We start from the raw sequence: 21,473 nt of genomic DNA, 5'->3' as shown, positions 1-21,473 counted from the left end.
CTCACCGCGTCCGGCAGCCTCAAGGCACTGCGGGCCTCGCCCCGGGAGATGAAGGGCGTCACCGGCTACGACGGCGATCGCCTCGATCTGCTCGAGGAGCGCCTGCAGCATGCACTGCGGGACAAGGAAGCGACCGCCTCCACAATTCGCGGACTTTCGCGGGAGCAGCTCGCCCCGGTCTTCGACGCCGCCAAGTCCCTCGTGCGGCCTCTGCGCACCGACGATCGCGTCGAGGCAGACAACCCGGGCACTGCCGTACTCCTCGATATGCGCCTCCAGCTCGGTGCGACGCACTGGATCCCGGCGAGCGAGGCGCGCGAACTCGAACTTGGTGAAGAGCGGAAGGCGCCGCCGCGCGACGACCTCCAGATGGACGACCGCGGCACGATCACCCGCGCGATGGTCACCGCCCTCGAGCTGGTAGAGGACGGCCGCTTCTCCCTTTCCGACATGGACGGTTCGGTCAGTGTCGACGGCTCGAAACTGAGTTCTCTCAAGTCGCGCGTGGCTGCGCTCCACCAGATGGGCGTCGTGCGACGTCTCGCGAACACGCGCCAGGTGCTCGACAAGCAGAGCGGCGCCCTCAAGACCGTACCCGATTTCCGGGCACCGGACATCTCCCGTGCTGACGCTGAACTGCTGCGCACCGCGTTCGGAGCAATGAGTGAGGTCGTCAAGGGCGACGGCCGCCTCGCCTATGACGCCGGCACGCCGGACGAGAGCTATGAAAGCGACGAGGAGACCAAGGAGGTGTCTGAGGCCGACCTGGCCGAGGTGGATGCGATCTTTGGGCCGGAGACCGGCGCCGCGCGCGATCTCAGCGCGGACGCCGACGACAGGTCGGAAGAGGAGGATCGGGCTGCGCCCAAGATCTCCGAGTCTGCCGATCTCAACACCGTCGCCGCGAGCTACGACAAGGTAAAGCGGTTCGAGAGCGAGCAGCGAGGCCGGGAGGCCTCAAAGGCGAAACTCAGGGATCTCGCGCCCGCCTTTGACCGGCTGGTGGATGAGGACCGGTATGTCGACATCGACAAGGAGTCCTACGAGCAGATGCTCGACGCGGTCCATAAGCTGCGCGACCGCGGCACCCTCGAGCGCATCGCCGAGAACTCCGAGATCCAGGACCCGCGCCTGGTGGCGATCGAAGCACGAGAGCAGCCGCAGTTCGGCTCTCTCGAGGAGGCGATGAGCCAGGGCGCCGAGACCGAGCCGCACTACCTGGGCGAAGAGGATCGCCGGGCGGTCCGCTCCGCGTTCGACAACGTGCACACCCATCGCACGGTCGGTGATCTCAGTGCCGGCCTGCCCGAAGCCCGCGGCGTCCTGTCCGAGAAGGACTTCGCCCGGCTTTCAGCCAAGGAAAGGTCCTTCGCGCACGCGGTGCGCCTCGGCGGCGGTGCAGGCCCGCTCGGTGATTATACCCACACCTCCGGAGAAGTGGCCCTCGATCGGGTCATTGATTTCGTGGAGGGGCGGCAATTCGCACGCGACGAGAACGGTCGTGTGCGGCGGGACGCCAGCGGCAACGCGGTGCGCGACAAGCACTTCGTCGACACCATGCGTCGTGCCGCCCATCCCGATCGAACCATCGTGGCTCCCACACTGCACGAGGGTGTCGCGCTCCGCGCGGTGGCCAACGGCTATGTCAACCGGATGGAGGCGGAGCGCGCGGCCAAGGAGCAGGCGAAGATGCGCTCGAGCGAGGTGGTCCGGGTCGGTATTTCGGCCGAGGATGCCCGCCGCCTGACCGAAACGGCCGCCAAGGAGGGCCGAGAACTGGTCGACCTGCACGTGCACCAGGGCGGTGCTGTCACTCTCGACAACGGCGTGACGGCGCCCGTCTCCACCCGTGCAGACTACCCGACGCCCGAGATCGGAGAGCGACTCGAGCGCAGCGCGAAGAACCGCTCGAAGATCGATCTCGTCAAGACCGAGGTCATCCGGGGCGCGCTCGAAAGCGGGGCGAACAAGATCAACCTGGTGCTTGACGGCCAGAAGGTGATCGGTGCCTACGGCGAGACGAACGAGGACCGGCAGAAGCAGAGGCCCAAGGCGCGGCAGTTCGAGGATGTCGTCCTGAGCTGAGGTTCCCAAGCAGGACCGGCGCTGAACGGGCGGAGCGATCCTCCGCCCGTCTCACGTTCGATCGATGTCGCACAACGCGCAGCCCGGGAGCTATACTCGGTCCTGTCTCTGGAGGCGCCATGACGAATACACCCCGATCCTTGGTGCGGGCCCGCTTGAGGTCGGAGCTTCTGTCTTCGGTCCCGATGATGGATGGAGGAGAAGCCAGCGCAGTCCTGGGCTCGCAGGATGCTCTGTCTGAGCACGAGGCACAGGCCAGAATCCTGCGCGTCGCGCAGGCAGCGGAGGTGCTCTATCCGCGTTTCCAGTTCGACATCCCCAGGCACAGGCTTCATCCGGCAATGCTCGAACTCATGGGGATGCGCACCGACAATTGGGGTAGCCACATGGCGCTCCTGCACTGGCTCACGCGCCCCAACCGCAGCCTCGGCGGTGCGCGCCCCTCTGATCGGCTGGCGACGGATGGCGATGCGATATTGCGATCCTTTGCGGCCGAGCTCGCCCAGCCACTCACCTGACCTTGCCGGACCGGATACGGCTCTGCCGGACGGATGATTTCGCTATGCGGCCCACCGGGCGCATCTTCTTAGTAACGCGTTATTTTTCGGAAGGTTCGTGGATGAAACATACACTGGTAGCAAGCGCCCTGCTCTGCCTTTCCGCGCAGTCCGTCCTTGCACAGCAGGTTCCGGATACGTCGGCCGGCACGAGCCCGTCCGTCCAGGCCGCAACCGAGACCGCGCAGGTGGACGAAGCGAATTACATGCCGCAGACAGGCGAGGATCTTGCCGATTTGCTCCGAGGCTGCACCGGCACGGAATGTCTGGCCTATACCAGCGGCGTCATCAGCGGCATTGCCGCCTTCGCCCGCCTCGCCGAAGTGGACAGCCCCTTCTGCGCCACTGGCCAACTCGATGCCTTCGACTTGTCGCGCATCGTGGATCAGTCCTTGGAGAGCACGCCGGGCCTCGCCGACTACCCTGCCCCGTACCTGCTCCTGACCGCGTTCGCGCAATCCTACCCGTGCGACGCTTCGCCCGAGGATTTCGACGAAGCCGCCCTCAGCCCGGTCGATCAGGAAATCGTGGAGGCCCTGGTCGAGGACGACAGGACGATGGTGGTCTACGGCGACCCTGAGGCACCCGAGGCGCGCACCATTCGCGTGTTCCACGATCCGAATTGCTCGCACTGTGCGACCTTCCGCCCTGAGCTTGCCGAACTCGCCGCCATGGGCAGCTGGAAGATCGAGATCTACCCGGTCTCCGTCGTCGCCGAGGACAGTGCCGGGTTCGCGGCAGTGGCGCTCGCACTCAAGACGGACTACCCGGAACTGGCGATGTCGCTCTACCGGGACACGCCCGCGGGCCGCGCAGACATGGCATACGCCGTTCGTCGCGCTGAAGAGGCCGGCATCGGACAGACCGAGCTCTTCGGACTCGTGACGCGGGCCTCCGGCTACGAGGCGGTCAAGCGCAACACCGAACTCTTCCTCAAGACCGGTGCCAAGGGTACACCGAGCTTCATCATCGGACAGACGCTCCACACCGGCGGACTCTCCGCAGCCGCGATCCAGAAGCTCGCTGACAGCTTCGAAGGCGAGGAGGATGTCGCTCTCCCGGACGGCGGGAAGGGTGCGGACCCGGCGCCCGCCGAGGATGAAGGCGAGACCGCGACAGAGACCGCGCCCCAGCGGCCGGATCAGTAAATTCTTCAGGCAGGAGATCCTTCCCACACATAGCATTTTGTGTGTGGGAGGAAGCACTCCCTGAAACCGGGGTGCGCCGGCTTCGATCTCGTTCCACCGGCGCAATCTCCTTTACGAGACAGCTAAGGGAGAGACAGCCGTGCGAGCCATCGACGCCGAACTGATCGAGACGATCTTCGGGACGCGCAGCGCCTCCGGAAAGGACCCCCTGGCCAACCTGAACGATGAGCAGCGTGCCGCGGCGTCACATGTCGAAGGCCCCCTGCTCATTCGCGCCGGGGCCGGAACCGGCAAGACCACGGTCATGGTCCGCCGCATCGCCAACCTCGTCTCTCAGCAGTTCGCCGAGCCGGAGGAAATTCTCGCCTTGACCTTCACCAAGAAGGCGGCGCGCGAGATGAAAGAGAGGTTGGAGCAACAGCTCGGACGCGAGACCGGCAAGCGCGTTGTCACCTCGAACTTCCACTCCTTCTGTGCCGACCTTCTGCGCCGCCACGGCAGCGCGATCAGGATCCCGGAAGACTTCTCGATCCTCGATGACAGCGACCTGCTGACGATGCTGGCGCGGGTTGCCCAGAGTCATGCTATCTGCTCCCCGCAGGACACCACCACGCTTCGCGCCATCCTGACCCGCATCTCGGCCTATAAGGAGGAGGGATTGAGCCTCGATATGGTCCCCTCCACCGATCATGCCGGGCTGTCGGCGCAGCTCCGCGCCGATCCGCCGGTGAGCCAGGATGTCCTTCTGCGTGCCTGGCGCGAGCTGGATGCCCTCAAGCGCGCCGCCTCTTCTCTCGACTTCGGCGATCTCATCGTCCAGGCGACGCGCCTCCTGCGCCGCAATCCTCGCGTGCGTGCGGAAGTGGCCAACTACCGCTTCATCATGGTCGACGAGTACCAGGACACCTCGCCCGTGCAAGACAGCTTGGTCAGGCTTCTCGCGCGCGGACATGACAACGTCGCTATCGTGGGCGACACCGACCAATCGATCTACGAATGGCGGTCGGCGCGTCCGGAGATCATGCAGAATTTCCCCGCGACCTGGACGAACTGCCGGGTCATCACGCTCGGAAAAAACTATCGCTCCACGCAGCAGGTTCTCGACCTGGGCAACCGGATCGTCGAGCCGCTGCGGCGGCAGGACGGCCTCGAGAAATCCCTCACCGGCGTCAGCCTCGGCCACGCCCCCGTGTTCCGGTGCTTCAGCTCGAAAATCGAGGAGGCGCGCTGGATTGCCCAACGCATCGCGGCCTCCGTAGAAGCCGGGCAAAAGCCGGGCGGAATCGCCGTCCTGGCCAGGACCGCCGCCGGCTTGCTCGATGTGAAGCAGGCCCTCGCCCGCGCCGGACTGAAGACAGTGCAAGCCACCGACCGTGCGATCCTTGAGGACCCGGCGACCAAGCGGGCTCTCGCCGGCCTCCGCCTTAGCGAGAACCGCCGCGACTTCGCCGCCTTTCTCCGGCTCGCATCCGACCTCGGCGCCAGTGCTGCGGAGATCGGGCGCATCGAGCAAGCGGTGGTTGCGGGCCGCGACACCATCCCCGAGGCAGCCACTCGACTGTTCCGCGCCGCGCGCCCGATGAGTGCGGAAGCGGCGCGCTGGGAGGCTCTCCACCTGCGTCTCGATGCCATCGTCTCCACGCGGGACATGGGATCAGTTCCGGAGGCGATCCGGGAGATCGAGCGGATATTCCGCGGCGACACGGAGGCGGACCTGCCGGCGGCACTCCGGCGCGTTTGCGAGGCCGCAGAGCCCTTCGCGCGTGCCATCGATTTCCTCGAGGCCCTCGCGCTCGACGCCGACTTTCGCGCCAGCTTCACCGAAGACCGCATCGTGCTGTCGACCATCCACGCCGCGAAAGGTCTTGAGTTCGAAGCCGTCTACATGCCCGGCCTCAACGAGGGCGTGCTGCCGTCGGCCCGCGCCCTGGCAACACCGCACGGACGGATGGAGGAACGCCGCCTCGCACATGTCGCAATTACGCGCGCAAAGTCGGAACTGGTCCTGACGGCCGAAAAGGGGGCGGAGAGCAGCTATCTGGCCGAACTGGGATTCGTCGAGAGCGCGAAGAAAACGGTCGTAAAGCGCGCCGGGCGCCGACTCAGGCGCGCTTTCTGAAGCCAGCGGGCGCAATATCTGGTGGTTTTCGTGCAGGGTGACGTTCGGAAGCCTCACCTTGCGGCTTAAAATTGCATACCCACTGCACTTTCTTGGATTATATATGCATATCAGTCGCTTGCGGTGTTCGGCTCGTCTCGACTCCTCGACTCGCGCACGCCGGGTAAAGTTTTCGTTATACCCTTTGTTCTCCGAGGGTTAGCGCCCGTTCTTCATCTTCTTCGCACATGTTCGTCGCGCGGCGCCGGCGGACGTGCGGCAGCGCGAAAATGCTTGATTTCCGCCACCCTCTCTGTCGTTTCTGTGGATGAACCCGGCCGGATTGTGCAGGGAATGCCGCACCTTGGCACAGCCACGCGGCGCATCGAGGCAGGACGGAAACAGGCGAGGAGACCGAGGACGCGCGAGATTTCACCGAAAAAGGACCGGGGCCTGACCCCCGGAATCGAGAGGACCGGCGAGCTGCAACTCACCGGCCCTCTAAGATTTGAAACCGCAGCTCCAAAGCAGTTACGCCCCTAACATAGGGAGTGCACGGTGCTGCGCGCAAGCAAAAAGAGCAGTATTTATGGAGATTGCAGGCGCTGGCGGCGCTTACTGCATCGTGCCGCGATACCTTCTCGACCGGCTTATGGGAGCCGGGTTGGGAGCATCTCACCTGGGCCTTCTGGCCTTCCTCGTGGACCGATCCGACAGGAGCGGACTGAGCTTCTGGAGCTTCCGCAAGATCGCGTCCCGGCTCAGTTGCTCGAAAGCGACGGTGTCCCGCATGTTGTCTGACCTCGCATCAGCCGGGCTCGTCAGCAAGGCGCCCCGAAGGCGCCGGGATGGAGCGAACTCGATCATCGAGGTGACGATCACGGGTTACGCCGAGTTCATGGGGCGGTACCAGCCGAAGACGGAAGCCGATGCCGATCCGGATACCTCGCAACCGGACCCGGTCGAATCTGGGCCCTGTCCGATCGTGGCCAAACGCGACGAACCGTCCGCCTTCGCGGCCTCTGTCGTCTCGCAGATGAAACGGGCCGTTGCATCGGTGAAACGCTCAGGGAACGAGAACCAGGGAAAACCAATACCCACTACACTCCCCTCCCTCCCGGCTGAGCCGTCCTGGTCGGAGAAACACGAGCAGGAGTGGGTGAGACTTTTTGGCGAAAAGACCGGGGTGCATGACAATCCCTCAGGCAGCCCGTCTCCGGACCTTCTCGAGGCTGCGGTCGCTCGCGCCGAGAGGCTGAAAGCGGAACAGGCCGGCGGCGGGGCTTCAGCGCGCAACGCCTGGCGCAGCATGCTCGAGGCAATCGGCGTATCCTTCTCAGAGGCGGATGTCGGCTCACTCGCCGCGGCGACAGCGGGGCTCGAGCCGGACCAGCTCCACGCATTCCTGCAGAGCTACCAAGAGAGCTGGAAGCCATACTGGCGGCGTCCGCCAACAGAGGCCCAGGTGAGAAAGCTTGTGTCCGAGGCAGGGTTCGATACACGGCGAAGCGCCGGGAAGGGACGGATCTTTTCCGAAGCGATGAGCCGGTCCCTCGTTGCAGCGCGCCTGCTGAGGCCACTCCGCAGGGCGCAGCAGAAGGAGGTCGCAGCATGATCTCTGAGAGATATCGGGACCTCGGCACGGCGCCTGAAAAAATGCGGGGAAAGATCGCTGTTTTTTCTTCGCTCCCGAGAAGACGGTTCAATGTCCTTGGTACGCCACGGTCGGATGGCTTCCAACAGGAAGGGCGACCAGCCGTCGGAGAAACCCGGGCTCTGAATAGGGAGACAAGATGATGGATGGACAAGCGACCGGCCTGCGGCCCCCGCTTCCGACCTCGACCCCTCGCTTTGCAAAGACCATGGTGGCGCGCTTGAACCAGCGCCCCAGCGGCAAATCCCGCGAGAAGGACCTCGACCGCTCCGAGCGCGTCTGGACCGTGACGGAGTTCTGCAAACTCTCGGGTGTGCCGAAACGCATCGTCGAAAAAGTTCTCGATCATCCGGATGCGCCGGTTCTCGAGAAGCCGAACCGGGACCGGGTGATGACGACGCGCCAGTCGCTGCATCTCCGCGCCCTGATCCAGTTGATCTATCCCAAGGACTACCCGTCGCTCATCAACTGGCGCGACCCGAGCGTTCAGCCTCCCGTCGTAGCAACGGCCGCACTGAAGGGCGGCACCGCGAAATCGACCCTCGCCGTGCACCTGGCCGTGGGCGCCGCGGTCCGGCAAGGACTGCGCGTCGGCATCATCGACGCGGACGGCCAGAAGACCGCGACGCTGTACCTCTCGGCTTCCCTCAGTGAGGTCATGAACACCGAGGGCGCGACCTATCCCGACTTTGTCGCCGTGCCGAAAGAAAGCGATGTCGCGCGCTACGAGATCGCCGATCAGCGGCTGCATTCGTACTGGCGCCCGACCTTCTGGCCGGGGGTGAAATTGATGCCGGCCGGCGGCCGGATCGGGATGGCGGACCAGCACATGACCGTCTACCGCCTGAAGAACTTCGACGACGATCCCCGCCTGTGGCTGCGGCAGACGCTCGAGCGCTGGATGTCGGCAAACCCCGCCAAGACTCGCCTCGAGGATTGCTGGAAGGACGGCCGCTTCGATAAGCGCGCCTTCGACCTCGGCCTCGACGAGACCCTCGACCTCATAGTGATCGACTGCCCGCCCAATATCTCCCTGTCGATGATCGGGGTTCTCCTCGCGGCCGACTCCCTGGTGGTCCCGCAGACGGTGCGCAACATCGACCTCGCCACGCTGCAGGCCTTCATGGGCAGCATCGACGAGGTGCACAGGAGCGCTGTGACATCGGATGGCTACGAGGATCTGAACTACCAGGCGGTGCCGTCATTCATGCTGCCGACGATGGTCAATCGCGCGGCTGACATGGAGTCGATCTCGGAGCTGGTCGCCTACGCCCCCGATGTCGTCTGTCCGGTCTTCTACCCGCGGTCGGACGCCGTCTCGAACCCTGCAGCGAACTACGAGACGTTCTTTTCGCACAAGCCGGACCGGTCGCGCCGCGAGGGGCATGCGCGCTTCTTACGCAACGTGCATGCGGTAAACGACGCCATCCTGTCGAAGGTCTGCCCCTGGGCGGGCTCGACAGGGGACGCCAACGATTTCATCCGTCGCGAGTATGTCGACGAGACGGGCGAAGTATTCGTCCAGGACTGGACCTGAGAGGAGTGTTTCTATGAAGGCGAGAAAGCACCAAGCACCGGCGACGCTCCCTCCGATCGAGGACGATGTCATGGAGGCGCAGCCGGTCGACACCATGGCGTCTCTCGACTCGGCGAACCAGGCTGAGCTGAGCGTGGCAGCGGCGAAGAAAATCCGTGGCCGCGCCAAGGAGGATGTGCTTGAGGGGCGCGCCATCATCGAGATCGATCCCGCCCAACTGTTTGACCTTGTCGGAACGGATCGTGTCTCGCTGTCCGACAGCGCCGCCGCACAGGACCCAGATGTCGAGGACCTGAAGAAATCGATCGGCGAGAACGGCCAGCAGAACCCGATCATTGTCCGACCCAAGGATCCGCGCTGGTCGCCACGCTCCGACGACCCGACGAACGTCGAAGGGGTCGAGTTCGAGCTTCTTGCGGGACGTCGGCGCCGTCTCGCGGTCGCGCAGCTCAACAGCAACCTCGAGCCGAACCAGAGGCTGAGGCTACGCGCCCAGATCGCCTACATCGCGCCCGATGCGAGCGAGGCAGAACGGCGCCTCCATGCCCTCAAGCACCGCTACGTCGAGAACGAGGCCCGCAAGGATCTCACGCCGTTCCAGAAGGCGGTGAGCGGAGGCATGCTGATCGCCGAGTACGAAGCCACCGGGACACAGGCCCAAGACATTGAAGCCGCGCTCGGTATCACCCATCCGACGCGCCGCCTCTGGCGGCAGGTCTTCGACCGCCAGGACGACGTCCGTGGCCACTTCGCCGGCCGGGAGCCGTCTCACGCGGAACTCAAGGACTTCGTCGAGGGCCGTCTCGGCAAGCCGGCAGCCGCGAGCGCTCCTGTTGCGAAGACCAAGGGCGAGCGGGGGTTCTACACTGTGAAGCCCGCAGCGAAGCGCGGCAAGGTGGCTGTCCAGCTCAAGGTGACGCTGGACGAGGAGCAGGATGCGGAACTGATCGAAATGCTTAAGGGCGCGATCGGCGAGGTGAGGGCGTAGGTCGTCATTCGACCTGCGTCACCCCCTTCTGGCGATCGGCGGGCGCCGACGCCCGGAAGAAGTACCGCGCCGTCTCGATGAATCGATCCAGGGCGAGCGGCCCAATCTCGTCCCTGCCCTTCTGCCGATGTCGCGCGTGTGAAAGCGACTTTCACTCGAAGGCGCGAAAGACAGACAGACAGTCTGCCTGACGGCCTGCCGCGTCTCCTTATGCAGTACCGCCTCTCCCGGCTCATCTGCGGACAAGCCTGCCCCTGCCCGTCCCTCCGTCAATTCGGGCAGCTGCCCTGATGCCCGCAGGCCTCACCCCATCTGGTGTCGTGAAAATGTCACTATCCTTCGAACGTGTGCCGGAAACATTCCTGCCATTTCTGCGGGTGTTTTCTGGGGCCCAATTCCGCTGAGGAGCCGGGTGGCGATCGCTGTCGCGACGTCCCGGCGCATCACGACGCACTGGCGTCACCTCAACCGGGATTAGAACAAATGAAGAACGCCTTTCTCCTTTCCACTGCACTGGTCGCCTTCGCGGGCGCCGCTTCCGCCGAGATCGCCTTCGAAGGCAAGGCCGCCATGGGTGTCGCCGGCGGCAGCGAGATCGAGCATCAGTTCGTCAGCGACTTCGATCTGGATGCCACGTTCAGCGGCAAGGCTGCTCACGGGCTCTCCTTCGGCATGACCGTGGACCTGGCCGACAGCGAGGACAGCCTGGCTGCCGCACCGCTCGCCGCCGCCCCGGCCGACCCTGCCTACGAGATCTTCGTCAAGGGCGCCTTCGGCACGCTGACGATGGGTGAAGGCATCGACGGCGCGATGACCAAGTCGCTCGCCGATGCCGCCGACGCGGGCAACAAGGGCTCGATCGGAGATGTCGAGGAAGCCGCCGGCGCTGGCGCCTTCGCCGCCGGTGACGATGTCTTCGTCGGCCAGACCGCACGCTGGGACTACGCGCTGGATGCCGTGAAACTGTCCGCCTCGGCCGAGTGGGACGAAGCCACTGCCGATGACGCCAGCTACGCCTTCGGCGCCGGCTACGACCTGGACATGAACGGCGTGAAGCTGGGGCTGGGCGCGGGCTACCAAGTGGTCGAGAAGGCCGGCCTCAAGACCACCCTGACGGGTGGCTCGGTGACCGCCGAGAAGGACCAGCTGGTCGCCACCGCCTCCTACCAGCAGTGGGACGACGGGACCGCCGAGGGCACCCATCTGGCGGTCGGCGCCGGCTACGACTTCGGCGATCTCTCGACCCACGCGAACTACCGCGTGAACGAAGAGATGGGCGCCGAGGTGAAGGGCTACGGCCTCACCGCCGCCTACGGCCTCGGCAAGAGCGCCGCGCTCAAAGCCGGCTACGGCGTCCAGGACATGGAGCTCGAGACCTCGGTCTGGACCGTCGGCCTGGCGATGGACTTCTGATCCGTCCCACACGACGAAGCTTGGAGCGGACCCCCGGGTCCGCTCTTTACGTTTCAGGCCTGGCGTCGCTCAGCGGCCCTGGGGGACCTTTCCGGCGCTCGACTTCCCGATTCTGCCGCAGTCAGATACGGGCAGGATACGCATTAAATGCGCACTCTGCACAGCACCGCGGGACCGCCTGGGGCGAGCGCCTAACTATCGATAATCACCTCTTATCGATATGGAAGCGGATCGGCGCGAAATGATCCAGCTCGGGCTGTCCTGGCGCCGGTGCCGGCGACTCAGGAGGCGATCCCCCTGCCCCTTCCTGAGCCTCAAGACGCCTTGCCGGACGGGCCTCTTGGGGCGCGGGCCATCCTGCCCCGCCGGGGCCGCGCTTCGGATCAACCGAAATCTTCCCCAATTCCGTGCAAGGCAACGCCGGCACGACCGGCACCACCACGAAAGGAATGAACGAGATGAAGACGGCATTGACGACGGCGGCAGCCCTCATGATCGGCACCGCGGCCGCGGCGCAGGATCTTGACGCGCTGGCACAGGAGCTCTTCGACCAAGGGTTCGAGAACCAGGCCGTGATGCAGATCGATGGTGACGAGATCATCGTCGAGACCAGCGGCACCGCCGGTACCACCGAGCGAGTCTACAGCCAGGACGGCATCCTCCTCGAGGAGGAGACGATCACCGCCGACGGGCAGAAGATCGAGCGAGAGTACGACGAAACCGGCACCCTCGTCGAGGAGGAGGTCAGCGAGGCGGACCCGGATGAGATCGGGGGCGGCGCGCGGGTGACCCAGACCTTCGACGAAGCGGGCAACCTCGTGGGAGAGGAGCTGGTGACGCCGTCGGGTATCCGCATCACGCGCACCTTCGATGCGGAGGGCAACAAGATCTCCCAGGAGGTCACCAGGGACGGAGAGGCCCGGGGGCGGGACAAGGACCGCACAGAGCGCGGGGGAGGCACTGAAGAGCGCGGCAACGCCCGGAACGACGATCGCGGCGACAGGGGGGACCGTGGGGGAAGGGAAGACCGTGGAGGCGGCCGCGGCAATGGTAAGGGGCGGAGCTGATCCCTGACCCTTTCTCGCGAGACCCCTGGCCTCCTGCGCATGCGGCAGGCTCCGGTCGGTCGCCGGCAGCAGCCAGCCTGTCAGTCTGACTGGCTGGCTGCCTCGCGGAGCCATTCGTCGTAGCTCAGCGCCATGCGCTCGCGCTCGCGCTCGCGATCGCGCGCGTCGAGCTCCTCCTCCGTGAAGACGTGCGGAGAGTGGTCGTTCCAGCTCCCTTTGGAGGTGTTCTTGTAGCGCGGCGGCCCGCCACGCCTCTTGCGCTCGGACCAGTGCAGCTTGTCGGGGTCGCAGATCTCGATCCCGCCGTAGTACCAGGGAATCAACTGGTGGTTGCTATAGTTCTTGTACTTCGACAGGAATCCCATCAACGTCATCACGTCGGGCTCCGGGACCTTCTGGTGTCTCACCCATTCGCTGAAGGCTTCCCAGAGGTGCTCTGGTAGATGCCGTCGGGTTTCCTTGTAGTAGAAGCGCGCGGTCTCGATGAACTCGATCCAGGGTGAGCGCCCCGCGTCGTCCACGAGGTCTACATCAATCTCTTGCTGCAGGAACTGCTGGAAGTGCCCTGTTGCCAGCGGCGAGCCGGCCATTGCGATCCACCCGAGAATGCGACGGACCTCCTCCGCCCTTCGCTGCTCCTCTTCCCTCTGTTCCTTCTCGGGGGCTTCGAGCGACGCATACTCCTGCGCGGCGTCTGCTGCCATCCTCTCGAGTTCGATAAGGCGCTCGAGGATCATCTCGCGGTCCGGCAGCGACAGGCTGTCGTCGGCGATCCTGCGCAGCCGCGCCAGCTCGCTGATCATCTTCTCGAGTTCTGTCTTTCCGTCCTGCATGTCCACCCTCCAGGCCGCGCCCGAGGCAGCTATGCCACAAGGAGCGGAAGTTCACCAGAACGCCCCCTGCCCCTCATTCCGACGGAGGGCGATGCGAGTGAAAGCGACTTTCACAGGGCGGCAGTGAAAGTGACTTTCACTCCTGAGTCACCTTCTGCGCCCGGCCCCGGCGACCCTTCAGCACCCGGCGCCATCCGCCAGGCGCCTTGACATCGCGCACGATGCCGCGACCATCATAGCACATGGCCGCCTACCCGCCTCTGCTCCCGCAGGACCTGACAAGGCCTGACGGCACCGTCGCCCTGGATGTGCTTGTCAGCACCCTCCGGGTGACCAAGGCCGAGTTGACGCTGGTGCTCGGTCTGCCGCGTGACTCCCTGACGAAGACGCGGCGACTGGGCTCTCCGGCGTCGCAGCGCCGGCTTCGGGACCTTGTGGAGATCCTGGCAAGAGCCGCACCCTGGGCCGGATCGATCCCGCAGGCATTCGCCTGGTTCACGAGCCAGCCGCTGCCTTCGTTCGGAGACCGGACTGCGGCGGAGCTGATGCGCGAAGGGCGGCCCGAGGCCGTCACGTCCTACCTCTCCCGCATAGCGGCTGGGGGCTACGCGTGAGGGAGCCACGGACCCTGTCGGGGCCCCTGCCCGGCAGCGCGGTCCTGGCCGGCTCGACGCGCAGTGAAAGTGACTTTCACTTCCAGGCTTGGGGAGACCCGCCCCGCGCCGGCCGGTCGTATTTCATTGCTATCCCGGAGCGACATGACAATGTCTGCGAAAGACGGATCGCACAGCGGCACCGTATCGGCATGGCCGCTCAGAGAGGATGACGCGATGCAAGACCGGAAGCGGCGCAAGTCGACCGACTGTGCCCGAGGCCGCACCGCCCTGGCCTCCCTCGTGGCGCGCGGATTGATCGAGCGCGGCCCTGCGCAGCGCATCGCGGCTGCCTTGCACGCCATCGAGACAGCCGGTGGCGATACCTGGTCCGTCGCGGACCTCCAGCGCGATCCCGAGGGCGTCATAGCTATGGCACTGTCCGGGCACCCGCAGGTATTGCTCGGCGCGAGTTTCGAGAAGGCAGACCCTGTCGTGGCGATTTCCGCTGGCGATCTCGTGTCGCTCATCGAGGCCGTGACGAGCGCCGCCGGCGCTGACTTCGCGACCGGGCGCGAGATGCATACCCGGCTGGCGCGAAGCGGTCCTCCGCTGGAGATCACCGCCCGGGTTGCTGCGCCGACTGGCGCCGGCCCGTCGAGTGAGTGCTAAACCGGATCCCGAGAGGTCTCGATGAAGTCATCCGTGCCACGCAACATGACGACCGTGAGCGTCTCCTTGTCGGACGAGATGAGCGCCGCGGTGGAGAGGCTGGCCGAAGCGGGCGGCTATGATACCGCGAGCGAGTATATTTGCGACCTGATCCGCCGTGACTTCGATCGACAGGTGCTCCGGGCGGTGCTCGAGGACGGGCGTTTGAGTGCGCAGGATGAGCCGATGACCGCGAGAACCCTTCAGTCCCTCCGGGACCGGGCGCGCCTGTCCGCGAGGGACCATGGCGGAGCCAAGCAGTGAAAGCGACTTTCACTGCGCGCGCTCCTGCGTGATGGACGCAGAACAAAGAGCGAACATGGAGGCAAGTGGCAGCTTTGCCGCCTCGGGAATGCGCAGACCCGGCGCGGGACCTCTGAGCGGGCCTCTGCCGGCTAAGGCTTGATCCTGCGGCCTTGTGGTGAAAGCGACTTTCACCCGTCCTCCATCCGGAAGGCGCTACTGCGCGCGTCCCACCGGCGGCGGCGCCCGCGGCGCGGGTGGCATATCCCGCCGAAGGCTTGCGCCGATGCCAGCGCGGAGTGAAAGTGACTTTCACTGCCTCTGCGCATCCGGTCTCGAAATCCCTGCGGGGGATCGGCTACCCGCGTGGATGTGATCGAGGTCCACAGTGCCGCATCTTCCTCGCTCTCCTTTTCCGTATCAGCAGGTCCGTGCCTCTATCCGGCCTACCTGAGAGACTGCCGTGGCGAAGTGAAAGTGACTTTCACATCGAGTTCGGGGCTGGAGGAGGCGCGAGAGGCATAGAGGGTTGCACACGGCCGTACAGGCGCGCGGCGCGGGATACCTCGTTCTCCATAAGCGGTCGCTGGATTGCGGACCGCTCGGAACCTGGCCGGTTATCTGCATGGTCAACCTGAGAAAGATAGACAGATCGGAGATGGGCGATGGAGGAGGGTCCGGCCGAGTGAAAGCGACTTTCACCCGATCGCTTCGCAGGCGTTTCTGGAGGAGGAAGTGAAAGTGGCTTTCACTCGATCTCTATGAGACGCGCGTATCTGTCTGTCTTTGCAAGACCCTGTACGTAAGGCGTGATTGTTCTGACATCACGAGCAGGGTACGTACAGCTCCACACGATGCCCGTCAGCGGGTCCTGATCGGCGGTGCGGGCCAGCATCTGCGCCGGCGTACTCAACCAGGACATCTGATCGGATCGCTCGATCAACTTCGCCCGGCGGTACATCCGTCGGGCGTTTCTTTTCTCAGCTCAAGCAAAGAGGCAGTCGGACACGCTGTCGGCCTGCGGTGCCGCGACGACGGCCGCGCCTGGGGGCGCTGCGGTCTCGTGCAGCCATGGCCAGTTGCGCGCGAAGTCGCGCCTGCATGCCGCCAGGGCGGCGTTATCGACGAGGACATCGTGCGGCTGTAGAGGGGAGGCGAAGCTGAGGCCGGCGATGCCCCGGGCCCGGCTGAGCGCGACATAGAGCTGCCCCGCCTCGAAGACGCGTCCGCCCAAGTCGAGCCTTACATCATCGAGGGTCAGCCCTTGCGCCTTGTGCGCCGTGATCGCGTGCCCCGGCGCAAGAGGAAGGCCCTTGGCTGTACCTACGATACGCGAGACCACGCGCTCATGCGCGCCGTCCCATGTGAGCCTTCTCTCCGTCCACTCGACCGGCTCCACGAAGCAGGGGTCACCCTTGCCGTCGAAGAGCACCGTCACACCCGCGGTTTCCTCCTCGAGATCGAGGACGGTCCCGAGCGATCCGTTGGCGAAGCGGCCCGCGGGATCGTTCCTGGTCGCCATCACGCGCGAGCCCACCGCGACGTGAAGCGCGGGCGCAACGGGTAGTGCGCTCCCGGTTCGTTCTTCAGCGAGAGTGCCGGCAAAGGAAGCACGGATGCAGGCATGGTGCGGCCGGGCAGGGGAGGCGATGAGCCGCTCCAGTGCCGCCTGATTGCGCCTCTCCGCATCCTTCCTGCGAGCAACAATGACAAGGGGCTCCACACCGTCTCGATGAGAGCCATGGCAGAGATCGTTGAGCGCATCGATGACGAGGCTGCCGGCACTGCCGTCCCGGATACTGGAGAGGGCGGAGATGAACGCCGGATCGCTTTGCCTGAGGACGCGCGGCAGGTTGACGGAGCGCGGGGCAGACCGGGCAAGCACGCGAGCGGAGAAGGCCCAAGGGGTCTCGTAGCCGAGGAGGGAGAGGCGCTGGCGATCACTCTCCGTCGTCACGGGCGGGAGCTGGAGGAAGTCTCCGACCATGATGACCTGGACCCCGCCAAAGGGCAGGGGAGAGCCGCGCGCGGCGCGCAGGCGCGCATCGACAACATCGAGGTGGTCGGCGCGCAGCATCGAGATCTCATCGATGACAAGGCGGCTCATGCCGCGCAGGAGCGCCAATGACTCGGCATCGAGCTGGGGCAGGGGGCGACGCGCGTCACAGACCCCGCCGATGGGAATACGGAAGGTGGAATGTACGGTCGTGGCGCCGAGTCCGAGCGCGGCGACGCCCGTGGGCGCGACGACGGCCTGACGGCCGTGACCGAAGCGGGAGATGTAGTCGATCAGGCGGGATTTGCCGGTTCCGGCGCGGCCGGAGACGAGGATCACGGGAGCGCCGGACTTGATCGCCTCGAGCGTCTCGCGCACCCCGGGGAGTGCTTCATACTCCCTATCGCGGCGGGAGGAGGTTTCGTGTCGTCCTGGCACCTGAATGATCCAGACCAAGGCATTGATACGGAACATATAGTTTCCAGGAAGGATGCAAAAAAACACGGCTGCAGAACCCCGGCGGCACGTGCGCATGCCCTAAAAAGAGAAACAGCCGCCGAGTTTCCCCGGCGGCTGCATGTCGTCAAAGAAAGAGATCAGCCCTTAGGGAGTAGGGCAGGTACCCCACACAGGGCGACCGTCAGGTCCTGCACCCCAGGCCGGAGTGTTGGCGTCGAAGTTTTGCGGAAAAGCGGCGATCTGCGACACGCACCACATTGACAGGTCTTGGGCGAAGGAGTCGGCGTCGTTGAACATGTAGTCCATGTTGGTGGCGGCGCCGGTTTTCCACGTATCCAGCGGTTGGTTAAAGGCATCGGCGCCCCCGAACATATGGGACATGTCAGTGACCGAACTGACATCCCAATCATTCAGCGGGGAATTAAAGGCCGACGCGTAGCCAAACATTCCATTCATGTACTGAACGTTGGACACGTCCCAGGTGGAAAGGTCTTGGTTAAAGGCCGAATTGCCCATAAACATCCAATGCATCTCGAGAGCGTTCGAGGTATCCCAATAGCCAATGTCGCCATTATAGCTCGTGCTTTCGAACATTTTCCCAAAGTACTTCACCTGGCCGGTGAAGATATTGTGGGCGTCGTCCTCGAATGTGTAGTAGGTGCCGTCCTTCAAAAGGGCGAAGGTGCCGTCTCCACCGACGGCCGGAGAGGCGACCATATGCATCATCGTCAAGTCCACGATCAGCATGCCGCCGCAGACAGAGCCCGGTTCGCCGACCACTCCGACGTACGACGGGTCGTAGCACCAAGAGTCGGATGGTACTGGAGAGACAACGGGCTCCTCCCAGGTGTCGCCGGCGCCGTCGGTGGGCTCTTCAGGTGTGGTCGTGCCTTCGTCGGTAGGCTCTTCGGGTGTGGTCGTGCCTCCGTCGGTGATGGCCTCGCCGCTGCCGCCTGCGACACTGGCGCGCGCGTCGGCGACCTGCGTCGTGGCGCCATCAAAGGTGGCGTCTGTCTTCTCACCGAAAGACAGAACGGATCCGATGGCAATTACGGAAACCAATCCGGCCACAGCGCCGTATTCCACGATGCCGGAGCCGCGGATGTTGGAGATGATCTTCTTCATAGGTCAGTACCCTGCCTGCTGAGTTCACGTAGGTTCTTCGGTATGGATATTGGGCCTCGCGCCCCGTTTCGAAAATCAAAGCAAGAGATTCTCGGTGGCGGCGTTTTCGGCTATGCCGGAAACGAAAACGCAGCCGCCGAGGGTCTCAGCGACTGCGCTTGTTTCCGGATGCCGGAAGGGCGAGCGGTATCGTTCGCCTCTGTGCTTCAGAGGATCCTGAGGCCCTTTTCGAGGGCATCGATTTCTTCCTGAACTTCGACCGCCCGCTCGACAGTCCGCGGCTCATTGAGGCGATCTGCGCGGATCAGGATCGATGTTCCATAGCCGTCGAAATGGAACTGATGCCCATCCGCGTCCTGGTAGTGAATGTGGCAGAGGCCATCCTTCACCGAACCCTGCACCGGGCATACCCAGAGCATCGCCACGCCATGTGCGGCCGCGATCTCGGAGATGTGCGCCGGAGCCGATTGGGCGGGCTCATCGCAGGTCGCGTAGTACTCGCCGTCCGGACTGCCCGGCTCGGCCTCGTAGAGGCCCTCGGTCAGGCGCAGGAAATCGTCGTGGGGCAGGATGCCGTCGAAAACAAGCTTCGCTTCGGACATGTTGAACCTCGATAGGGAAAGTGGGTGTGAAGGCCGGCCGATCGCCGTGCGCCCGCATCGCAGGAGGGCGCACGGCGGTCGGCTGGAGGACGCACCGTGGCCGGGACATGCCGCGTCGGCGGCGCGCCCCGGCACAGGGAGATCAGGAGTCCGGGATGAGGAACGGCAGCTCGAGGTCGTTCCACACGAACGCGTGGAGCTTGTGGAACGCCTCGAAGAGATCGTCGTTTTCCAGGGACTCGCACTCGATGGCGGCAAGATCGTCTCCGAGGAGGCTGTAGTCGGTGGGCGTGGCGGCGCCGAAGATGACGTCGCGTGCACTGCCGCGCAGCCGGCTTTCTTCGTAGTCAAGACCCGCCGTGCGCAATGGGGCGCAGACCGTGGCAACGAGCGTCGCGAACTTGCCAGCTTCCTCCGGCGTCATCTCGTACTCAGCCCGCTCGATCTGAGCCGTCGAGAGGGCCGTCTTGCGCTCCTCGCCGGAGAGCCTGCAGCTATCGGCGAACTGCTTGAAAGCCTCGTCCGGCGTGTCTGCTTGGTAGGCGATCCGGTCCGCCTCTTTGTCGCCGGTCTTCACCAGGTAGTACTTCATGGCCTGCCTCATTTTTGGATTCTGTCTGATCGGATGGAGCGGCGCGCCCCGGCCCGCTCTCGCATCTATGCGAGAGAGCGGGACGGGGTGTGTCGCTTCACGCGGCTTGGGTAACCGGGCTGCGGGAGATGTCGAGGTAGAACTGCAGGAGCTCGGGCCCGGCCTCCATGGCCTCGTCAGCGCTGCGGTAGCCGGAGGAGGCCTGCACGACATCGCCCTCTTCGTCGACGAGCTCGATGCAGTACCACTCGCCGTTCAGGTCGGCCTCGATGAAGCTCAGCTCCTCGTTCGCGATCTCGAGGAGCGCGTCCATGCTGCCGTACTTCCGCAGGTCGGCGCGCCCGAAGACGAAGAAGCCGGCGAGACCGGAGTCCCACGGGCAGTAGAACGGGTTGTGCGGGCGCGCGGCGTCGAGCACCGCCTGCGGGTCCTCCACGGAGAAGCTCGGGCGCCGGCCGAGGCCCTCGGCGATCATCTGCAGGGCGTTGATGCGCGCCGGGCCGTCCTCATTGAAGGCGTCAGCCTGGGCAGCCCGGACGCCATAGCTCGAATGCTCGTACTTGTAGACCGGCACCAGGATCGCGTCCTTGCGGATCGCCTGCGGGAAGGCGTCGTTCTCGTGGGCCAGGGCGGGATAGTTGCAGAAGACCAGGCGGCCTGCGGCGCGGGGCCGCTCGACATTGCAGTCGTCGTGCTGGACGTTGAGGGTGAGCGTGTCGATGGGGAGCATGGTCGAACCTTTCGCAAGAAGAATGGGTGTGCGCGGCGATCCTCGGGAGGCTCTCACCTCAGGCCGGCTGGCCTTCCCGACGCGTCGCATCCGAAGGAGGCGCGTCGGGAAGGGCAGGTGGTCTGGCACCTGATCAAACGATTTGCAGGACCTGGCCGCTTTCGGTGATCCTGAACCCCGCGAGCGAGAGGCGTGCGTCGGGGTAGGCGACCTCGTTGTTGCACTCGATCTGACCGACCACCTGCTTGAGCTCGTGTTCGGTCTCGTAGGTTGAGAGGTGCATTTCCTCGAAGGGCACGCCGCACTCTCGCAGCGAGGCGAGGACGTAGATATCGCGGGTCTCCAGCCACCGGTCCGGTGGTGTGACGAACTCGAAACCACGCTCCAGCGGGGCAGGGAGGTCGGTCCAAACGGCGCAGATGTCCCGGGCAATCTCGGAGATCGGCTGGTCCCACGGCGGCCTGCTGCAAAACAGGAATTCCTCCGCCAGGTTGCGCTCTTGCCACGCACGGCGCAGGCCTCCCTCATCGAGGATCTCCACTTCGGCTCGGAAGCCGAGCATCTCGGGATGCTGGTCGAGGATGGTGATCGTCCCGATCCGCAGGATGCCGGGCCCGACATCGGGCCGCAGGAACCGTTCCGCGATATGGGTCGAGCGAACGGCCAGAATGTCATCGACGCCGAGGGACGAAAGGAACTTGGCCTGGTCAAAGATCGAGCGTAACCGCCTCTGTGGTTGCCGTCCTTTATGCAAGAGGTTTCCAACCTTTCTCGGCAGGTGATCGAGCGCGGTCCTCTGTCAGGCCTTCCTTGGCGGCATGTCCTAAAGCCGCTGGCCGATATGGTGATCTGCGGACAAGGCCCAATCCCGATTGCGAGCTCATCGGCTCTGGCGGTTACACTGGTTTCCCTCGTCCCGATCTGACCGATCGTTCTGCCCATTCGGGTCTTCGCCTTCTGCACCCCTTTCTCCGGTTTCAGCCCGTCGCTGCGTGCTTCTTCACGCCGCGCCTGCCGATGCCGGATCCCTGAAATCCTCGCC

19 protein-coding genes are annotated in these 21,473 nt (G+C 64.8%); 12 read left to right on the top strand and 7 right to left on the bottom strand.

The window, feature by feature from the left end; genetic code table 11:
- The 9 genes from BM162_RS23015 to BM162_RS20890 form a co-directional block, all read left to right on the top strand.
- On the top strand, positions 1-2,085 hold a 2,085-nt coding region (locus BM162_RS23015), incomplete at its 5' end, for a hypothetical protein (RefSeq protein ID WP_177215315.1).
- A 119-nt stretch (positions 2,086-2,204) separates the two neighbouring features.
- The gene (locus tag BM162_RS20925) at positions 2,205-2,603 is read left to right on the top strand and encodes an antitoxin Xre/MbcA/ParS toxin-binding domain-containing protein (RefSeq protein ID WP_093425678.1); all 399 of its coding nucleotides are present in this window, start codon (positions 2,205-2,207) and stop codon (positions 2,601-2,603) included.
- A gap of 44 nt (positions 2,604-2,647) precedes the next feature.
- On the top strand, positions 2,648-3,790 hold the full coding sequence (locus tag BM162_RS20920; RefSeq protein WP_093425676.1) for a thioredoxin domain-containing protein: 1,143 nt from the start codon (positions 2,648-2,650) through the stop codon (positions 3,788-3,790).
- Between the two features lie 139 nt (positions 3,791-3,929).
- Complete coding sequence (locus BM162_RS20915; protein WP_093425675.1) at positions 3,930-5,909, top strand: ATP-dependent helicase; 1,980 nt, start codon at positions 3,930-3,932, stop codon at positions 5,907-5,909.
- Positions 5,910-6,477: 568 nt separating this feature from the next.
- Positions 6,478-7,503 carry a helix-turn-helix domain-containing protein gene (locus tag BM162_RS20910; protein WP_093425673.1) on the top strand — a complete coding sequence of 342 codons (1,026 nt, stop codon included), beginning with the start codon at positions 6,478-6,480 and terminating at the stop codon, positions 7,501-7,503.
- 178 nt (positions 7,504-7,681) lie between these two features.
- Entirely contained in the window at positions 7,682-9,079 is a 1,398-nt protein-coding gene (locus BM162_RS20905) for a ParA family protein (RefSeq protein WP_093425672.1), read from the top strand.
- 13 nt (positions 9,080-9,092) lie between these two features.
- Positions 9,093-10,067 (top strand): ParB/RepB/Spo0J family partition protein, encoded by a 975-nt coding sequence (locus BM162_RS20900; RefSeq protein ID WP_177215314.1) that lies wholly within the window; start codon positions 9,093-9,095, stop codon positions 10,065-10,067.
- A 483-nt stretch (positions 10,068-10,550) separates the two neighbouring features.
- Positions 10,551-11,480: a porin gene (locus BM162_RS20895; protein WP_093425669.1), complete on the top strand. Its 930-nt coding sequence runs from the start codon at positions 10,551-10,553 to the stop codon at positions 11,478-11,480.
- A 449-nt stretch (positions 11,481-11,929) separates the two neighbouring features.
- Positions 11,930-12,547, top strand: coding sequence for a hypothetical protein (locus BM162_RS20890; RefSeq protein ID WP_093425667.1), 618 nt, complete (start codon positions 11,930-11,932; stop codon positions 12,545-12,547).
- An 80-nt stretch (positions 12,548-12,627) separates the two neighbouring features.
- Here BM162_RS20890 and BM162_RS20885 read toward each other — a convergent pair whose 3' ends face one another.
- Positions 12,628-13,380: a hypothetical protein gene (locus BM162_RS20885; protein ID WP_093425666.1), complete on the bottom strand. Its 753-nt coding sequence runs from the start codon at positions 13,378-13,380 to the stop codon at positions 12,628-12,630.
- A 242-nt stretch (positions 13,381-13,622) separates the two neighbouring features.
- Between BM162_RS20885 and BM162_RS20880 the strand changes: the two genes are divergently transcribed.
- The 3 genes from BM162_RS20880 to BM162_RS20870 all read left to right on the top strand — a co-directional run bounded on the left by BM162_RS20880 (position 13,623) and on the right by BM162_RS20870 (position 14,948).
- A complete protein-coding gene (locus BM162_RS20880) occupies positions 13,623-13,994 on the top strand; it encodes an antitoxin Xre/MbcA/ParS toxin-binding domain-containing protein (RefSeq protein WP_093425665.1) in 372 nt (123 codons plus the stop codon).
- Between the two features lie 150 nt (positions 13,995-14,144).
- Complete coding sequence (locus BM162_RS20875) at positions 14,145-14,645, top strand: hypothetical protein (RefSeq protein ID WP_143096265.1); 501 nt, start codon at positions 14,145-14,147, stop codon at positions 14,643-14,645.
- A 33-nt stretch (positions 14,646-14,678) separates the two neighbouring features.
- Positions 14,679-14,948 (top strand): ribbon-helix-helix domain-containing protein, encoded by a 270-nt coding sequence (locus BM162_RS20870; protein WP_218153157.1) that lies wholly within the window; start codon positions 14,679-14,681, stop codon positions 14,946-14,948.
- Positions 14,949-15,912: 964 nt separating this feature from the next.
- Here BM162_RS20870 and BM162_RS20860 read toward each other — a convergent pair.
- The 6 genes from BM162_RS20860 to BM162_RS20835 all read right to left on the bottom strand — a co-directional run bounded on the left by BM162_RS20860 (position 15,913) and on the right by BM162_RS20835 (position 21,185).
- Positions 15,913-17,397, bottom strand: a complete 1,485-nt coding sequence (locus tag BM162_RS20860) for an ATP-dependent DNA helicase (protein WP_177215313.1) — start codon at positions 17,395-17,397, stop codon at positions 15,913-15,915.
- 129 nt (positions 17,398-17,526) lie between these two features.
- Entirely contained in the window at positions 17,527-18,507 is a 981-nt protein-coding gene (locus tag BM162_RS20855) for a BspA family leucine-rich repeat surface protein (protein ID WP_093425657.1), read from the bottom strand.
- Positions 18,508-18,713: 206 nt separating this feature from the next.
- Positions 18,714-19,109 (bottom strand): hypothetical protein, encoded by a 396-nt coding sequence (locus BM162_RS20850; protein WP_093425655.1) that lies wholly within the window; start codon positions 19,107-19,109, stop codon positions 18,714-18,716.
- A 142-nt stretch (positions 19,110-19,251) separates the two neighbouring features.
- Complete coding sequence (locus BM162_RS20845) at positions 19,252-19,701, bottom strand: hypothetical protein (protein ID WP_093425654.1); 450 nt, start codon at positions 19,699-19,701, stop codon at positions 19,252-19,254.
- A 97-nt stretch (positions 19,702-19,798) separates the two neighbouring features.
- Positions 19,799-20,431, bottom strand: coding sequence for a hypothetical protein (locus BM162_RS20840; RefSeq protein ID WP_093425652.1), 633 nt, complete (start codon positions 20,429-20,431; stop codon positions 19,799-19,801).
- Positions 20,432-20,564: 133 nt separating this feature from the next.
- Positions 20,565-21,185 carry a hypothetical protein gene (locus tag BM162_RS20835; RefSeq protein WP_093425651.1) on the bottom strand — a complete coding sequence of 207 codons (621 nt, stop codon included), beginning with the start codon at positions 21,183-21,185 and terminating at the stop codon, positions 20,565-20,567.
- Positions 21,186-21,473: the final 288 nt, after the last annotated feature.

This window comes from Tranquillimonas alkanivorans, from assembly GCF_900115595.1.
GTDB lineage: Bacteria > Pseudomonadota > Alphaproteobacteria > Rhodobacterales > Rhodobacteraceae > Tranquillimonas > Tranquillimonas alkanivorans.
Note: the sequence above shows the minus strand (reverse complement) of the source record. Positions and strands in the feature narration are given on the sequence as shown.

What these genes read in the sequence shown, in the direction of transcription:
- BM162_RS20880 (WP_093425665.1), top strand. Translation starts at nt 13,623, where the DNA reads ATGGCCGCCTACCCGCCTCTGCTCCCGCAGGACCTGACAAGGCCTGAC.
- BM162_RS20910 (WP_093425673.1), top strand. Translation starts at nt 6,478, where the DNA reads ATGGAGATTGCAGGCGCTGGCGGCGCTTACTGCATCGTGCCGCGATAC.
- BM162_RS20885 (WP_093425666.1), bottom strand. Translation starts at nt 13,380, where the DNA reads ATGCAGGACGGAAAGACAGAACTCGAGAAGATGATCAGCGAGCTGGCG.
- BM162_RS20855 (WP_093425657.1), bottom strand. Translation starts at nt 18,507, where the DNA reads ATGAAGAAGATCATCTCCAACATCCGCGGCTCCGGCATCGTGGAATAC.
- BM162_RS20860 (WP_177215313.1), bottom strand. Translation starts at nt 17,397, where the DNA reads ATGTTCCGTATCAATGCCTTGGTCTGGATCATTCAGGTGCCAGGACGA.
- BM162_RS20840 (WP_093425652.1), bottom strand. Translation starts at nt 20,431, where the DNA reads ATGCTCCCCATCGACACGCTCACCCTCAACGTCCAGCACGACGACTGC.
- BM162_RS20900 (WP_177215314.1), top strand. Translation starts at nt 9,093, where the DNA reads ATGAAGGCGAGAAAGCACCAAGCACCGGCGACGCTCCCTCCGATCGAG.
- BM162_RS20920 (WP_093425676.1), top strand. Translation starts at nt 2,648, where the DNA reads ATGCGGCCCACCGGGCGCATCTTCTTAGTAACGCGTTATTTTTCGGAA.
- BM162_RS20845 (WP_093425654.1), bottom strand. Translation starts at nt 19,701, where the DNA reads ATGAAGTACTACCTGGTGAAGACCGGCGACAAAGAGGCGGACCGGATC.
- BM162_RS20895 (WP_093425669.1), top strand. Translation starts at nt 10,551, where the DNA reads ATGAAGAACGCCTTTCTCCTTTCCACTGCACTGGTCGCCTTCGCGGGC.
- BM162_RS20890 (WP_093425667.1), top strand. Translation starts at nt 11,930, where the DNA reads ATGAACGAGATGAAGACGGCATTGACGACGGCGGCAGCCCTCATGATC.
- BM162_RS20905 (WP_093425672.1), top strand. Translation starts at nt 7,682, where the DNA reads ATGATGGATGGACAAGCGACCGGCCTGCGGCCCCCGCTTCCGACCTCG.
- BM162_RS20850 (WP_093425655.1), bottom strand. Translation starts at nt 19,109, where the DNA reads ATGTCCGAAGCGAAGCTTGTTTTCGACGGCATCCTGCCCCACGACGAT.
- BM162_RS20925 (WP_093425678.1), top strand. Translation starts at nt 2,205, where the DNA reads ATGACGAATACACCCCGATCCTTGGTGCGGGCCCGCTTGAGGTCGGAG.
- BM162_RS20875 (WP_143096265.1), top strand. Translation starts at nt 14,145, where the DNA reads ATGTCTGCGAAAGACGGATCGCACAGCGGCACCGTATCGGCATGGCCG.